The organism is Paenibacillus algicola, from assembly GCF_005577435.1.
Lineage (GTDB): Bacteria > Bacillota > Bacilli > Paenibacillales > Paenibacillaceae > Paenibacillus_AQ > Paenibacillus_AQ algicola.
Genome location: NZ_CP040396.1, coordinates 1,422,501 through 1,436,891, shown reverse-complemented (window position 1 = coordinate 1,436,891; position 14,391 = coordinate 1,422,501). Strand labels below are relative to the sequence as shown.

12 protein-coding genes, 10 tRNA genes and 2 rRNA genes (1 of these 24 cut by a window edge) are annotated in these 14,391 nt (G+C 51.1%); 3 read left to right on the top strand and 21 right to left on the bottom strand.

What is annotated here, in order from left to right; genetic code table 11:
* Positions 1-88: 88 nt before the first annotated feature.
* Positions 89-1,675 (top strand): stage V sporulation protein B, encoded by a 1,587-nt coding sequence (spoVB, locus tag E6C60_RS06415; RefSeq protein ID WP_138225097.1) that lies wholly within the window; start codon positions 89-91, stop codon positions 1,673-1,675.
* 9 nt (positions 1,676-1,684) lie between these two features.
* Here spoVB and E6C60_RS06410 read toward each other — a convergent pair whose 3' ends face one another.
* Positions 1,685-2,470: a YetF domain-containing protein gene (locus E6C60_RS06410; RefSeq protein ID WP_138225096.1), complete on the bottom strand. Its 786-nt coding sequence runs from the start codon at positions 2,468-2,470 to the stop codon at positions 1,685-1,687.
* Positions 2,471-2,657: 187 nt separating this feature from the next.
* On the opposite strand from E6C60_RS06410, the gene E6C60_RS06405 reads away from it, so the two are divergent.
* Positions 2,658-3,047: a TIGR04086 family membrane protein gene (locus E6C60_RS06405; protein WP_138225095.1), complete on the top strand. Its 390-nt coding sequence runs from the start codon at positions 2,658-2,660 to the stop codon at positions 3,045-3,047.
* A gap of 81 nt (positions 3,048-3,128) precedes the next feature.
* Complete coding sequence (locus E6C60_RS06400; RefSeq protein WP_233281167.1) at positions 3,129-3,965, top strand: phosphatase PAP2 family protein; 837 nt, start codon at positions 3,129-3,131, stop codon at positions 3,963-3,965.
* Between the two features lie 139 nt (positions 3,966-4,104).
* On the opposite strand, the gene yajC is transcribed toward E6C60_RS06400, so the two are convergent.
* From yajC to E6C60_RS06300, 20 genes are all read right to left on the bottom strand, one after another.
* Positions 4,105-4,410 carry a preprotein translocase subunit YajC gene (gene yajC, locus E6C60_RS06395; protein WP_138225094.1) on the bottom strand — a complete coding sequence of 102 codons (306 nt, stop codon included), beginning with the start codon at positions 4,408-4,410 and terminating at the stop codon, positions 4,105-4,107.
* Positions 4,411-4,451: 41 nt separating this feature from the next.
* A complete protein-coding gene (tgt, locus tag E6C60_RS06390; RefSeq protein ID WP_138225093.1) occupies positions 4,452-5,591 on the bottom strand; it encodes a tRNA guanosine(34) transglycosylase Tgt in 1,140 nt (379 codons plus the stop codon).
* A gap of 19 nt (positions 5,592-5,610) precedes the next feature.
* Positions 5,611-6,642 carry a tRNA preQ1(34) S-adenosylmethionine ribosyltransferase-isomerase QueA gene (queA, locus tag E6C60_RS06385; RefSeq protein WP_138225092.1) on the bottom strand — a complete coding sequence of 344 codons (1,032 nt, stop codon included), beginning with the start codon at positions 6,640-6,642 and terminating at the stop codon, positions 5,611-5,613.
* Between the two features lie 5 nt (positions 6,643-6,647).
* Positions 6,648-8,747 (bottom strand): SpoIID/LytB domain-containing protein, encoded by a 2,100-nt coding sequence (locus E6C60_RS06380; protein ID WP_138225091.1) that lies wholly within the window; start codon positions 8,745-8,747, stop codon positions 6,648-6,650.
* Between the two features lie 30 nt (positions 8,748-8,777).
* Positions 8,778-9,785, bottom strand: a complete 1,008-nt coding sequence (gene ruvB / locus E6C60_RS06375; RefSeq protein ID WP_138225090.1) for a Holliday junction branch migration DNA helicase RuvB — start codon at positions 9,783-9,785, stop codon at positions 8,778-8,780.
* Between the two features lie 31 nt (positions 9,786-9,816).
* Positions 9,817-10,428, bottom strand: coding sequence for a Holliday junction branch migration protein RuvA (gene ruvA / locus E6C60_RS06370; RefSeq protein WP_138225089.1), 612 nt, complete (start codon positions 10,426-10,428; stop codon positions 9,817-9,819).
* Entirely contained in the window at positions 10,425-10,928 is a 504-nt protein-coding gene (gene ruvC / locus E6C60_RS06365; protein ID WP_138225088.1) for a crossover junction endodeoxyribonuclease RuvC, read from the bottom strand. The genes ruvA and ruvC overlap by 4 nt, the downstream gene beginning before the upstream one ends.
* A gap of 162 nt (positions 10,929-11,090) precedes the next feature.
* Entirely contained in the window at positions 11,091-11,783 is a 693-nt protein-coding gene (locus E6C60_RS06360; RefSeq protein ID WP_233281166.1) for a BofC C-terminal domain-containing protein, read from the bottom strand.
* A gap of 159 nt (positions 11,784-11,942) precedes the next feature.
* Positions 11,943-12,016, bottom strand: a tRNA-Pro gene (locus E6C60_RS06355).
* A 471-nt stretch (positions 12,017-12,487) separates the two neighbouring features.
* Positions 12,488-12,564: transfer RNA gene (locus E6C60_RS06350), tRNA-Arg, on the bottom strand.
* Between the two features lie 3 nt (positions 12,565-12,567).
* Positions 12,568-12,642: transfer RNA gene (locus E6C60_RS06345), tRNA-Gly, on the bottom strand.
* A 13-nt stretch (positions 12,643-12,655) separates the two neighbouring features.
* Positions 12,656-12,731 (bottom strand) — tRNA-Lys (locus E6C60_RS06340).
* A 188-nt stretch (positions 12,732-12,919) separates the two neighbouring features.
* Positions 12,920-12,996: transfer RNA gene (locus tag E6C60_RS06335), tRNA-Asp, on the bottom strand.
* A 28-nt stretch (positions 12,997-13,024) separates the two neighbouring features.
* Positions 13,025-13,101, bottom strand: a tRNA-Met gene (locus tag E6C60_RS06330).
* A 13-nt stretch (positions 13,102-13,114) separates the two neighbouring features.
* Positions 13,115-13,190, bottom strand: a tRNA-Val gene (locus tag E6C60_RS06325).
* A gap of 19 nt (positions 13,191-13,209) precedes the next feature.
* Positions 13,210-13,284, bottom strand: a tRNA-Glu gene (locus tag E6C60_RS06320).
* Between the two features lie 21 nt (positions 13,285-13,305).
* Positions 13,306-13,397 (bottom strand) — tRNA-Ser (locus tag E6C60_RS06315).
* A 3-nt stretch (positions 13,398-13,400) separates the two neighbouring features.
* Positions 13,401-13,476, bottom strand: a tRNA-Asn gene (locus E6C60_RS06310).
* 13 nt (positions 13,477-13,489) lie between these two features.
* Positions 13,490-13,606: ribosomal RNA gene (rrf, locus tag E6C60_RS06305) — 5S ribosomal RNA — on the bottom strand.
* 211 nt (positions 13,607-13,817) lie between these two features.
* Positions 13,818-14,391, bottom strand: a 23S ribosomal RNA gene (locus E6C60_RS06300); it runs 2,480 nt beyond the window's last position.

Here is a 14,391-nt window from a genome sequence, read left to right as displayed (position 1 = left end):
AAAAGTCATGTCATGAGTTGGGACAGGTCAGGCATATCCTATACAACACATCCATTTCATGATAGAAGCCGAGGAGTTGGATTATGCCTTGAACAAGCAGTCATTTATTAAAGGAACGATCATCCTGCTGACAGCCGGGATTCTGAACCGACTTCTCGGTTTTATACCGCGGATTGCGCTGCCCCGGATTATCGGTCCTGAAGGAGTCGGTATCTATCAGCTCGGGTATCCTTTTTTCATCGTACTCGTGACTTTGATTACAGGCGGCATCCCGCTTGCTATTGCAAAAATGGTAGCGGAGGCCGAAGGCGCCGGCCAAACCGCCCGCTCCCAGCAGATCCTCCGTGTCAGCCTGATCCTCACCTTGACGCTCGGTACAATTTTTATGGGCATCAGCCTGTGGCTCGCGCCTTGGATTACGCAGGTTATTCTGCCGGATGAGCGTGTCTATTACACCTTTGTCAGCATGACACCCATGATGATCATTATTGCGGTCTCAGCCGTATACCGGGGTTATTTTCAAGGCAAGCAAAATATGGTCCCTTCTGCCGCTTCATCCATCATTGAGACCATTGTCCGAATTGTTTGTATGCTGTGGTTTGCTCATCTGCTGATGCCCAAAGGGCTGGCCTTCGGCGCAGCCGGGGCGATGCTCGGCACGGCCGTCGGGGAGCTGCTCGGTATGTTCGTGCTTTTGTGGCAGTACAGCAAGGAGCAGCAGCGACTGCCGAATATGACCCCGCCTGTCCAGAGCATCACCGGGCAGTCCTTTGTCGATACACAGAGCAAGCGAAGCCTGCTGTCCCGACTCCTCGGCATAGCACTACCTGTTACGGGCGGCAGAATGGTCGGTTCGTTATCTTACTTGCTGGAGTCTATCATCACGGCCAGAAGCCTCGCCCTTGCAGGCATCGCCACGGCGGCTGCCACGGCGCAGTATGGTGCCCTGCAGGGAATGATTATTCCGCTGCTGCTGCTGCCAGGAGCAATTACAATGTCACTCGCGGTTGCGCTGGTTCCGTCACTATCAGAGGCTGCTGCCCGTAACGACCGCGCACTGATCCATAAACGCATGAACCAGGCGTTGAGGCTGGCGATGGTGACGGGTGCGCCTTTTGCTGTCATTATGTACGTGCTCGCGGAGCCGCTATGTCTGTTGCTTTACGATAATGCAGACATTGCCGGGATGCTTCAGCTAATGGCGCCCTTTGCTTTATTTCTTTATGTACAGGCTCCGCTGCAGGCTGCGTTACAGGCCCTGGACCGTCCAGGCAAGGCATTAATCAACACGCTAATCGGGGCTTGTATCAAGCTGGGGCTCATTCTATACCTGTCCTCTAATCCGGAATTCGGCATTCATGGAGCTGTCATTGCCATTATTGTCAACAGCATCACGGTCACCTTGCTGCACAGCATCAGCGTGTCCAGAATGATCGGCTTCCGTTTTAAATGGCTTGATTATGTGAAGACCCTTGCTGTCATGCTGATGATGGGGGCAGGCCTGCTGTATAGTTATTTGCATCTGCCCTTCACCGAACGGCCATGGCTCCAGTTTATCTGTGCAGCAGGAGTCAGTGTGATACTGTATACGGCTGCGGTTTTTGCTACACGTTTAGTGACAGCCCGCGATCTTTCCCGTATGCCTGTCTTTGGCAAATGGTTTCTGCGCTTCTAAACGACAGCGCTATTTGTCTTTGGTATCAATGTAAATTCTTCCTTTATGATCAAGTGAGCATAAGAAAATATCTTTGAAATCACGCACTCCATGCTTTCGTATTTCATTTTTCAGCCAGAACCGGTTCTTATCCACCATGCTCAGGTTCTCATCCTGCACCTTGCCATCCATAATGAGCGGGACGGGCAGACCCTGATACTTGATTTTTTCATACGGGATAGGAACCGGCTCCTCCTTGTATCCTGTCTTGCGGCGGGTGCCTGCTGAAGTCCCCGTTTCTTTGCTGCTTTCCTTGTCTTGGGAAGAGGATGGTGAAGATGAACTATCGTCCTTTTGAATGACCGTTAGCTGTCCGCTGGTTTCCAATACCGCAAATTCCACATCAGCCAAGCTATCAACATCCTTACCTCTCAGCTGCTGCATCAGGTCATCGAGGTTATACCGGAGCTTGCTCATTTCCTTACGGTTCAGCTTTCCATTCGATATAATGACACTCGGCTTGCCGTCAAAAATCTGCCTCACCTTTCGGTTATTCAATCCCCAGAAAGCCAGCAGCACCTGGACGAGGACCAGCACCACAATTGGAATCAGCCCTTCATGGAGCGGTTTGCTGACATCTTCAATAACAACCACCGCAATTTCAGCAATCATAATAGAGATGACGAGATCAAAAATAGACAGCTTGCCGATCTCTCTTTTCCCCATAATCCGCATCATGAGAAAAGTTACGCCATACATCAGCATGGTTCGTAAAATTAACACGACAATAGGATTTCCAAATACATCCTTAAACATGAAATGCCCTCCCTGCCTGCAATAGAGACTGCTAAGGTACTGCTATTCTGACCTGGAAGAGAGATTTCCATTCGAAGGGCGGTGTTCAATTAATGGTAATCATGTAAACTGTTTATTTGTACTATCTGCAGGGGCTTGGCCATACAATGAATTACAACCAATACTGTTAATGAAAGGGGCGGTTATATTGGAGTCCATCCGGCGTTTGATCACGCTGCGCATTACGAACCCCATTTTGTCGGGACTGCTGCATGCGTTCATTTGGATGTTCACAGGAGCTTTTGCACTTTCCATGCTGCTGTGGGCAAGCAGCCTATCTGAGGAGGACCTGAGCCTCTATACCTTCGTAGTCCATGGAGCAGCGGCATGGTTCGGCGGGTTGGCGAGCGGCAGGCGCTCCGGAAGCAAGGGCTGGTACTATGGGCTGGTCACAGGACTGCTCTATGGAATTCTCCTTTTGATCATTGGCTTCTTGGCTCTGAACAGCTTCATCTCGGCCAGCGATATGACTCTGCTTGGTATCGTCATCGGAGCGGGAGCTTTAGGCGGAATGTTTGGTGTAAACCTGCGTAAATAAAATGTTAATTCTATGGTTGAGTTTTGTGATAAACTTAAAGGCGCTGTCTTACATAAAATAAGAGGGGGCCTTTGTTTTACCGTGCTGTACCAATCCATGGTTACCATTACCTTATTCACGACGCTGAATGTTATTGTGCTGTTGTGGCTGGGGACGCTGGCTAACCCATTCAAAGCGCTGTATGCGCTGCTCAGAGAATTCATGACGAATATCCGGTTTCTCCTCCTATTCCTTTCTATGCTGGGCATTCTTGTGCTGAATAAGCTAGAGCTTAAATTTGAAATGAAATATCCGGTCCATTATGATTTTACACCGTTGCTATTCCGCTTGGAGGGGCAAGTCGTGAGGCAGATTCAGGATCTGTTCTATGCCCCCTGGCTTACGCATGTGCTTGCATTTTTCTATGTTCTTGTCTTCCAGGCAATCATCATCGGATCACTCGGCGTTTATCTCATTCAGCAGAACAAGCCTTTGCTCTACGCGGCCTGCTATGCTATTTTGTTCAATTATGCGCTGGCCATTCCGTTCTTTCTGCTGTTTCCTGTCGATGAGGTATGGTCCTACGCACCAGCGGGTGTCACCTTTCACATGCTAGCAGTGTTTCCTGACTTTGAAGCCGTTTACCGCCCGTTATCCGGCCTGAACAATTGCTTCCCGAGCCTGCATACCTCCTTATCCGTTACCATGGCGCTGCTCGCCTTCCAGTCCGGTAATCGGCGCTGGGCCTGGATCACTGGAGGAAGCGCACTTATTATTATCTTTACAATTTTTTATATGGGCATCCACTGGATCTCCGACATGCTTGCGGGAGTCACACTGGCTTCGTTTGCAACGGCAATGGGCCTGTATCTGGGCAGAGTGACGTATTCCAGATCCAACGACCTTCCCGTTCTTAAGAAGACAAGCAGGGCTGCTTGAGACAGACTTCTAGAAGACCTTTTCTTGTATCCTGCATACCTGAACCTATGACAAAAAAGCTGTTCCATTGCTGACTAGCAGCGGAACAGCTTTTTTGGTGCCTACAGAGCAGGTCATGTTTGCCCGATCGGGCCGAGACTTACGCCTCTGAAGCCTGACTTACACTGTGGCTGATGGAGCTCCGGTCAAAAGTAAGCTTCGTGACGTCATTCACCTTCAAGACCACGATATCATCCGTAATCTCTACAATCGTTCCGTGAAGGCCTCCGATCGTTACGACCTTATCCCCCTTCTTCAATGCGCTAAGCATTGCGTTGCGGGTCTTCTGCTTCTTCTGCTGAGGACGAATCAACAGGAAGTAAAAGATCACAAACATCAATACGAAAGGCAGAATCAAGCCGATCAAACCACCTTGAGCCGTTTCTCCACTTGCTAATTGAAACATATCTTTCCCCCCCTTCATGGACCATCCATGATGGTAACCTCTTAAAATCCTTTTTCGTTGTTATGCAGACCGTATTTGTCAAAAAACTCATCGCGGAAATCCAGCAAACGGTCTTCCATAATACTCTCCCGCACATTCTTCATCAGATTAATCAGGAAGTGAAGATTGTGATACGTCGTCAGGCGAAGCCCGAACGTCTCGTCACTCTTGATTAAATGGCGGAGATAGGCACGAGAGTAGTTACGGCATGTATAGCAGTCACACTCCGGATCCAGCGGCCCAAAGTCCCTTGCGTACTGTGCATTGCGAACGACAAGACGGCCTTGGCTTGTCATGGTCGTCCCGTTGCGGGCGATCCGCGTCGGAAGCACGCAGTCGAACATATCCACACCCCGGATCGAGCCTTCCAGCAGCGCATCAGGCGAGCCGACACCCATCAGGTAGCGGGGCTTGTTCTCTGGCAGCAGGGGCACGGTGTAATCCAACACTTCATACATCAATTGCTTGGATTCTCCCACACTAAGTCCACCAATAGCATAACCCGGGAAATCCATGGAAGTCAAATCCCGGGCGCTCTGTACGCGGAGGTCTTCGTGCATGCCCCCCTGAACGATAGCAAATAGTGCCTGATCCTGCGGTCTGGCATGGCTCTTAAGGCATCTTTCCGCCCAGCGGGAGGTCCGCTCTGTGGATTTCTTGACATATTCGTACTCGGCTGGAAACGGAGGGCATTCATCAAATGCCATCATAATGTCTGATCCCAGAGCGTTCTGGATTTCCATCGCGACCTCCGGGGACAGAAACAGCTTGTCTCCATTCAGATGGGAGCGGAAATGTACGCCCTCCTCTGTAATCTTCCGCATTTCCGCCAGACTGAATACCTGGAAGCCACCGCTGTCTGTCAGGATCGGCCGATCCCAATTCATGAATTTGTGAAGTCCGCCCGCTGCCTGAACGATGTCATGTCCCGGTCGCAGAAACAGATGATACGTGTTGCTTAATATGATCTGGGCCTCCATGGCCTTTAGCTCTTCCGGACTCATGGTCTTTACCGTCGCCAGCGTACCCACAGGCATAAAGGTCGGGGTATCGATTACGCCGTGGGGAGTATGTACCCGTCCCAGTCTGGCCCCCGATTGCTTGCAAGTTTTAATATGTTCGTATGTCACTGCTGCTGTCATGTTTGACAAAACCTCCGAGTTAAAAAATAAACATCGCATCACCGAAGCTGAAGAAACGGTATTGCTGCTCTACCGCTTCCTTGTAAGCGGCAATAATATGATCTCTTCCTGCCAGCGCACTGACCAGCATAACCAGCGTGGATTTCGGCAGATGGAAGTTCGTAATGAGTGCATCCACAACCTGAAATTCATAGCCGGGGTATATAAAAATATCGGTCCAGCCGCTGCATTCCTCCAGCGGCTGTCCCTTGAACTGATTTCCGGCCGTTTCCAGAGTGCGACAGGAGGTTGTCCCGACCGCCACCACTCTACCGCCCCGCGCCTTCGTCTCATTCAATATAGCCGCTGTTTCCGAGGAGATCATGTAGTACTCTTCGTGCATCACATGGTCTTCGACCCGCTCGACAGACATCGGACGGAAGGTGCCCAGACCCACATGCAGCGTTATAAAAGCAATATCGACTCCCTTGCTGCGAATATTCTGAAGCAGATCTTCTGTAAAATGGAGCCCTGCGGTCGGAGCGGCAGCGGAGCCTTCGTTCTTCGCATATACCGTCTGATACCGGTCTTTATCCTCCAGCTTCTCTTTAATATAAGGAGGAAGCGGCATTTGTCCCAAGGCATCCAGAATTTCCTGAAAAATCCCCTCATAGGAAAAGGTGAGCGTACGCGCCCCCATATCTCCCTCCGATTCGATCGTCGCCCGCAGCTGCCCGTCTCCGAACACGATGACGCTTCCGGTCTTCAGCTTTTTGCCCGGCTTGACGAGCGCTTCCCAGGTATCACCTGACAAATTTTTCAGCAGCAGCACTTCAGCCTTCGCTGCCGTATCCTCCTTCACCCCAAACAGCCGCGCCGGAATAACCTTCGTATCATTCAGTACCAAGGTATCGCCCGGTCTCAGTTGTTCAAGGATACTTGAGAAATGCTCATGGGTGGTTTCTCCCGTTTCTTTATTCAAAGTAAGCAGCCGGGAAGAGCTGCGCTCCAGTAAAGGCGTCTGCGCAATCAGCTCCTCCGGAAGCTCGAAATCATATGCATCGACATTCATGTCAGTCAGTCCTTAACTATAGTGGTATTGCGGTAATAGTGTTGCAAAATCTGTTTGTAATCATACCCTTCATCCGCCATGCCCTTTGCTCCCCATTGAGAGAGGCCCAATCCATGGCCATTGCCCTTGCCTACAAAACGAAATCCCTGGCCGCTCTCCAAAGCGCGGGATTTACCGGCTCCGTTCATAATAATCATGCCGGCTGCTGCCGGTCGCTTCGCCTGATCTGCACCAAGAATGGTCAGCGGCGTAGAGCTTGAAGCGGAAGCAGCGCCGTTTGCGCCCAATACAGTATAACTGCCGGTTGGCTCAATATCAAACATTGTGCTTGGCAAGCCTCCCAGCGCCGAGCGGAACATATCCGGATAGCTGACCTTTAAAGCCTGACCGTTCAAGGTCAGCTCCGTCACTCTTCCGGAAGGCCCCCGACCTGTAACCTCCAACGATGTAATAACGGAAGGCAAAGATGTGGACGTCCTGCCCTTGAGACTTCCCAGCAGCTGCTCCGACGTAAAGGGTCCTCGCACCCAGTCGTAGCTGCCGGATTCAGAGACGATATCCAGAACGATGGCAGTCTGACCCGGATTCATTTGAGTCAATGGCTGCACTGAAGACTGAATCATCGGAAGTGGCCGGACGTTGGTGGAATTCGCCGTGACCGTCATCGTTTTCAAGCCGGACAGCGTGCTTCCCGTTTCCTTCACATTATCTTCACGCACGTATCCCGTCTGTCCGCTTGGCAGCAAAATGGCATACCATTTCTTCAGCGCTGCCTGCGCTGAAGCATCGCCCGGACTTTCTACCGCTGCGAAGAGATTGTTGCCGCTGTTCCACACCTCAGAAGGATCGGCCGTGACACCTCCGCTATTGGATGAAAAAACCGCTTCAACAATACTGCCGCCGCTCATCAGGACTTCCCCCGCTGTAGCGTTAACCGCTGCTGTCGTTCGTTCAGCCTCTGAGCTAATCCCGTTATAGGCTTGTGTCAATACGGTGTCTACAACATGCGCCACCTCAAATCGCAGCCCCTGATACAGGGCATAGCTTCGAGCAGCCACAGCCTGTGCCTTAAGCGCCTCCATAGACCAGCTGGAAGGAACCTCTGCTCCCACCACCGAGTACAAATATTGTTCAAACGGCACCGTATTTACGAGATACAGCTGCCCATTCTTGCTGCCGGCCTCCATGCTGCCGCGGTAGGTTCTTCCGGAACGCTCCTTGACGTTTATTCCAGCCCCTGTGCCAGCAAGCCACAGCTTGGAGCCGGGGCCTGATATCATGTAATGCACCATACTTTGCGGTGCAGCTGCATCCAGCCCTGCATCCTCCCGCAGGATCAGGCCGACGGGATGGTTCCCTGTCGGCACCATGGTGATAGCCGTCTTCGAGACCGAGCTCTGGAGCGCACTGAGCTCAGCTTCATTTACAGCCTCACCCGCCCAGGCTTCATAGCTCACACCTTCTCCGGCAGGAACGATAGCCTTAAATGCATCTACTCCATTATACTGCAGGGCACGTACCATCGCTTCTGCATCAGCTTCTGAAGCAAGAGAACCTGTCGTCAGGTGCATGCTGCCTTTTGCAGACGGAATTTGGCCCTTGAGATACACTGCTGCAGCCAGTGCGGTTCTTGCCGCCGCTTCCTTGGCTGCCTGCTCTGAAGCATACATTCCTGTATACAGCTGGTAGACTTTTCCTTGCTCGGTATAGGAGCTGAACACTACAGGCTTATCAACGGTTGCCTGCAGCTTCTTTACGGCTTCCGCGATAACTGTCCAATCCTTGGATTCCATCACCTTAACACGGTAAGAATTGCTGCTAAGGCGAGTCTGCTCTCCGGCGTTAAGCGCAGCAGCCTGGATATTAGCATTAGGGGTAACAAAGGATGCTGTCAACGCCTCCTGCGAGCTGATCGTTACGGCCGGGACCGTTGATTTATATTTGCTCCCCAAATCCAGAAACAAGGCGACACGGATGCTGTCCATGCTGGCAGCCTGCACCTGTGCTTGAGGGGCTGCCGTCCAGACTGTACTCATGACTGCACCGGCCAGCATGATTTTTAGCGCAGCCTTCAGCGCTCTTACTTTCCAGTTACTCCTGCTCATTATCCCATGTCCTCCTTGAACTTTAACTATCTAGCGCCGATCCTGTGGATACGGAATACCGAGATGGCCGTAACCGGCCGGTGTGACCATTCTTCCCCGCGGCGTCCGCTGTAGAAATCCGATCTGCAGCAGATAAGGCTCATACACATCTTCAATGGTCTGGCTTTCTTCCCCGATCGTTGCAGCAATCGTATCCAGGCCTACCGGCCCTCCCCGGAAGCTGTGGATCATAGCATGAAGCATTTTGTGATCAATCATATCCAGCCCCATCGGATCCACCTGAAGCATCTTAAGCGCTTCTTGGGCCATGTCCGGTGTGATCATCCCGTCCCCGCGAACCTGGGCGTAATCCCGCACGCGCTTAAGCAAGCGGTTCGCAATCCTCGGTGTACCCCGGGAACGCAGCGCAATTTCGTTCGAGGCTTCTCCCACAATTTCTACATTTAATATATCGGCAGCCCGGGACACAATATAGCTAAGCTCATCCACAGTGTAGAATTCCAGCCTGCTGACTACGCCGAAACGGTCTCGAAGCGGAGCCGACAGGAGTCCAGCGCGTGTTGTGGCACCAATAAGCGTAAATGGAGGCAGGTCCAGCCGGACGGATCGCGCACTGGGACCCTTGCCAATCATAATATCCAGGGCAAAATCCTCCATCGCCGGATACAGCACCTCTTCTACCGTTCGGTGCAGCCGGTGAATCTCATCAATGAAGAGCACATCACCTTCCTGCAGATTGGTCAGCAGAGCCGCGAGATCCCCCGGGCGCTCAATGGCAGGTCCAGAGGTCGTTCGGAGACTTACGCCCAGCTCATTCGCAATAATATTAGATAATGTCGTTTTACCAAGCCCTGGGGGTCCGTACAGCAGTACATGATCCAGCGCTTCCTTGCGCATTTTGGCCGCCTCGATATAAATCTTGAGGTTCTCCTTCACTTGGTTCTGGCCAATGTATTCGGCGAGATAGCGAGGACGGAGACTGAGCTCGACCGCTTGGTCTTCCATCATTAGGTTTGCCGTGATGATTCGGTCATCCACCCTTCAACACTCCCTTCCTGTATGTGAAGCTTTAACCTGCATATAACAACTGGAGCGCTTTTTTCATGAGGACATCTACCGATGCCCCCTCTGCCTGAGCTTTAAGCTGCTGCCATACTTTATCCAGCTCCCCATCCGTGTAGCCCAGCGCCTTCAGGCCTTCTCGTGCCTCCGGCCAGTAGCCGGCTTCGCCCGCAGTCTCTTCAGGCATCGCAAACAGCCCGGTATTAACGACGGTTGATTGGAAGCCCTCAAGCTTGTCTTTCAAATCCAGAATCATGCGCTGGGCCGTCTTCTTTCCGATCCCTGGCAGCTTGATTAAGAAGGAGATGTTCTCCTGATAAATGGCAGACACCAGATGATCTGGCGACCCTCCACCCAAAATACCGAGCGCAACCCGTGGTCCAATCCCTGAGACCTCAATTAGCTTGCGAAACAGCCGCTGCTCTTCCCGGGTAGAAAAGCCATACAGCAGAATGGCATCCTCCCGCACATGATGGTGCGTAAACACCGTGACCTCGCCCTCCTGCTTCGCAAAGGCAAAGGGATTGGGGCAGAACACCCGATAGCCGACGCCATGGACGTCCAGCACAATATATTCATTTTCCAGATGAGCGACCTGGCCGCGTAAAAAATCAATCATTTTCGCAATACCTCATTCAATTTAGAATTCAACGTAGAGGAATGGGCATGGCAGATCGCCACCGCCAAAGCATCCGCGACATCGTCCGGCTTCGGGACAGTCTGAAGCTTGAGGAACATTCGGACCATTTCCTGAACCTGCTTCTTCTCGGCCTTACCATATCCGACAATCGCCTGCTTGACCTGCATCGGGGTATACTCTCCTATAGGCAGCCCGCGCTGGACTGCAGCCAGAATCAAGACGCCGCGAGCCTGTGAAACCGCCATCGCATTCGTGACATTCCGATTAAAAAACAGCTTCTCAAAAGCGACCGCATCCGGCTTATATTGATCAATCAGCTGAACCATGCCTTCATATACGTGATGCAAACGTTCCTCTTCAGGAGTATGCGCCTTCGTCTGGATGCTCCCATACTGCACCGGCGTCAGCTTGCTTCCGGCCTTATCTACAAATCCGAACCCGACAATAGCTATGCCAGGGTCTATTCCCATAATACGCAAACCTAACCTCTCCCTTGAAGCGAACATATGTATCGTTATTCCATTATAACAAAACTTACGCCCTGCGTTGAGGAAAACTTTGCTCATTTCAAGAACATTCTACATCGGCCATGACACAAAAAAAGATCCATCCTTTTCAGGATAGATCATCTATGGCATTCATTAATGTGCTTTCATAACATCCTCCGCTAAATCCCTGGCATAATCACTGAACGTAGACAGCACGCTGTTGTACTCCTCTATATCCTGTACCCGGATACCATGCTGCAGCTGCCTGACCACATCCACTGGCAATGACGACTCCATAGATCCAATATCAAGCTGGAAAAAGGTTTGGATTACCTTATCCTTCTCCGGTGGACCGTCAAAAAGCGTCAGGTTACCCTGCTGATCCACACTGATGTAAGCCTGTTCTTTACAAGAAGGAGATAAATCGTCGGCAACAGCCTCCTCCAGCCACACTTCACCCTCCGAATCAAAGCTGCCCCTCAAGGCCGGATTTTGATTCATCAGCGCGTAAATCCCATCAGCGCTATGCAGCCCTAGGCTTTTCTCCTCGACACCGCACACATAAACCGTTCTTAAATGCACCTGCATCTGTCCTTGATACTCATTCAGTGTCTTCATGAATTGCTGCTGTTCTTCAGTGAAATCTGCCTGCTGTTCTGCTTGCGGGTCGATCTGAAGCTGCAAAAGTGTTTCCAGAGCAATGGGAGCCGGGTGCGTGTCCTGTGTCAGCAGCTCCTTCATACGCTCGGTCAGTTGATTTCCCGAAAAAGCCAGCAGACCAATTCCAATGAACAACGAGCAGGTCCATATCGCTCTTCTCCAGCGTTTCCAACGCTTTCTCCACAATTTTCGGATTTGAAAAATGTCCAAAGTAATCCCCTTCTGTCCGTTGTTTTTTTATAGTTTGACCGCAAAATCTGTCAGTTATGCAACAGCGCAACAGAGGTATAGACAGAAAAAAACCGTACATCGACAAGATGTACAGTTCTTCTCTCACTTCAAAAATCGGGACGACACGATTTGAACATGCGACCCCCTGGTCCCAAACCAGGTGCTCTACCAAGCTGAGCTACGTCCCGAAAGCGATAGAAATATTATATCATAGCACTCTATGGTGTGACAAGCATTTTGTTGATGAGATGAATTTAATAAAAATGTTTCTGATGTCGTTTATGATTACGATACAGCATTATTACCGGTATCATGGCTAACACCAAATATATGAGAATGAATCTATTCACAGGCAGCCACATTTGATGTTCCACCCAGCCCATCATGATAAAGATCAGACCAAGGCATACACTAGGTAAGGCCAATCCTCGTTGGTAAGAGGGAATGGCTTCAGCTCTAACCTGGCCTTTCATTCGTGAGCTTCTAAGCTTATTCCATTTCAGAAAGTGGCCCAGAACATTCCTAAAAAGATCTGCGCAAACATAACTCTGCCCCCTTCAGCAATACAGCTCATATACTATAACGGTACGCTCAGGTAAAGAGTTCGAAAATTCCTACAAAACAAAAAAACTTCCAATTGGAAGTTTGAGTTCATTAAATGGCGTCCCCTGAGAGATTCGAACTCCCGACCTTTTGATTCGTAGTCAAACGCTCTATCCAGCTGAGCTAAGGGGACTTATGGAGCGGACGACGGGAATCGAACCCGCGACCCTCGCCTTGGCAAGGCGATGCTCTACCGCTGAGCCACGTCCGCAAATAAAATATTGTGGTGAGCCATGAAGGACTCGAACCTTCGACACCCTGATTAAAAGTCAGGTGCTCTACCAACTGAGCTAATGGCTCATACAAGCAAAAAAAATACGGGAGCTTGTCCCAATAAATATCACGGGATTCTCATCCCTGTTGCTATTCAAAGATGGCGGAACTGACGGAATACTCTCTCTTCGTTCGAGACTGCGAAGCTTATGCTTCCGAAGAGTATGCTCCGACGAACCCAATATCGGATTCTCATCCCTGGAGCTGTTCAAAGATGGCGGAACTGACGGGATTCGAACCCGCGATCTCCTGCGTGACAGGCAGGCATGTTAGGCCTCTACACCACAGTTCCATGAGGCATAATCGCTATGCGATATAATTGGTTGCGGGGGCAGGATTTGAACCTGCGGCCTTCGGGTTATGAGCCCGACGAGCTACCGAGCTGCTCCACCCCGCGTCATAAAATTATATGGTGGAGGCTGAGGGGATCGAACCCCCGACCCTCTGCTTGTAAGGCAGATGCTCTCCCAGCTGAGCTAAGCCTCCATATATCATATAAAGAAAGTGGTGACCCGTAGGGGATTCGAACCCCTGTTACCTCCGTGAAAGGGAGGTGTCTTAACCCCTTGACCAACGGGCCTTATTTCCATGTAAACCTGTCTGGCGGAGAGAGAGGGATTCGAACCCTCGAGACGCTTTTGGCGCCTACACGATTTCCAATCGTGCTCCTTCGACCAACTCGGACACCTCTCCATGTGGCTCCCCGAACAGGACTCGAACCTGTGACAACTCGATTAACAGTCGAGTGCTCTACCAACTGAGCTATCAGGGAATATGTAATGCACGCTTGGCGGCGTCCTACTCTCCCGGGACCCTGCGGTCCAAGTACCATCGGCGCTGGAAGGCTTAACGGTCGTGTTCGGGATGGGTACGCGTGGAACCCTTCCGCCATCACCACCAAACGTGATTCAGGATGCGGCATAGCCATATGCCGTAATCAAGATGTCTTGAAGGTGCCACTTGTACACCATCAAGATGCTTTGATCACCTGAAAACTAGATACGAAACGAATGTGCGTTGTTAGAGAATGATCCATCTCCGTAGCTGCTTTACTTCGTGGCTATTCCATTGAAGCATAATGCTTCCGAAGCTAGCTTTACTTCGTAAAGCTTGTAGGATAAGCCCTCGACCGATTAGTATTGGTCAGCTCCATGCATTGCTGCACTTCCACCTCCAACCTATCTACCTCGTGGTCTTCAAGGGGTCTTACATACTGGGAAATCTCATCTTGAGGGGGGCTTCACGCTTAGATGCTTTCAGCGCTTATCCCTTCCGTACGTAGCTACCCAGCCATGCTCCTGGCGGAACAACTGGTGCACCAGCGGTACGTCCATCCCGGTCCTCTCGTACTAAGGACAGCTCCTCTCAAATTTCCTACGCCCACGACAGATAGGGACCGAACTGTCTCACGACGTTCTGAACCCAGCTCGCGTACCGCTTTAATGGGCGAACAGCCCAACCCTTGGGACCTACTTCAGCCCCAGGATGCGATGAGCCGACATCGAGGTGCCAAACCTCCCCGTCGATGTGGACTCTTGGGGGAGATAAGCCTGTTATCCCCAGGGTAGCTTTTATCCGTTGAGCGATGGCCCTTCCATGCGGTACCACCGGATCACTAAGCCCGACTTTCGTCCCTGCTCGACGTGTAGGTCTCGCAGTCAAGCTCCCTTATGCCTTTGCACTCTTC

Bases quoted from the DNA above. Each gene is read 5' to 3' on its own strand.
- E6C60_RS06410 (WP_138225096.1), bottom strand. From the start codon at position 2,470: ATGTTTAAGGATGTATTTGGAAATCCTATTGTCGTGTTAATTTTACGA.
- yajC (WP_138225094.1), bottom strand. From the start codon at position 4,410: ATGTTTCAATTAGCAAGTGGAGAAACGGCTCAAGGTGGTTTGATCGGC.
- tgt (WP_138225093.1), bottom strand. From the start codon at position 5,591: ATGACAGCAGCAGTGACATACGAACATATTAAAACTTGCAAGCAATCG.
- queA (WP_138225092.1), bottom strand. From the start codon at position 6,642: ATGAATGTCGATGCATATGATTTCGAGCTTCCGGAGGAGCTGATTGCG.
- E6C60_RS06380 (WP_138225091.1), bottom strand. From the start codon at position 8,747: ATGAGCAGGAGTAACTGGAAAGTAAGAGCGCTGAAGGCTGCGCTAAAA.
- ruvA (WP_138225089.1), bottom strand. From the start codon at position 10,428: ATGATTGATTTTTTACGCGGCCAGGTCGCTCATCTGGAAAATGAATAT.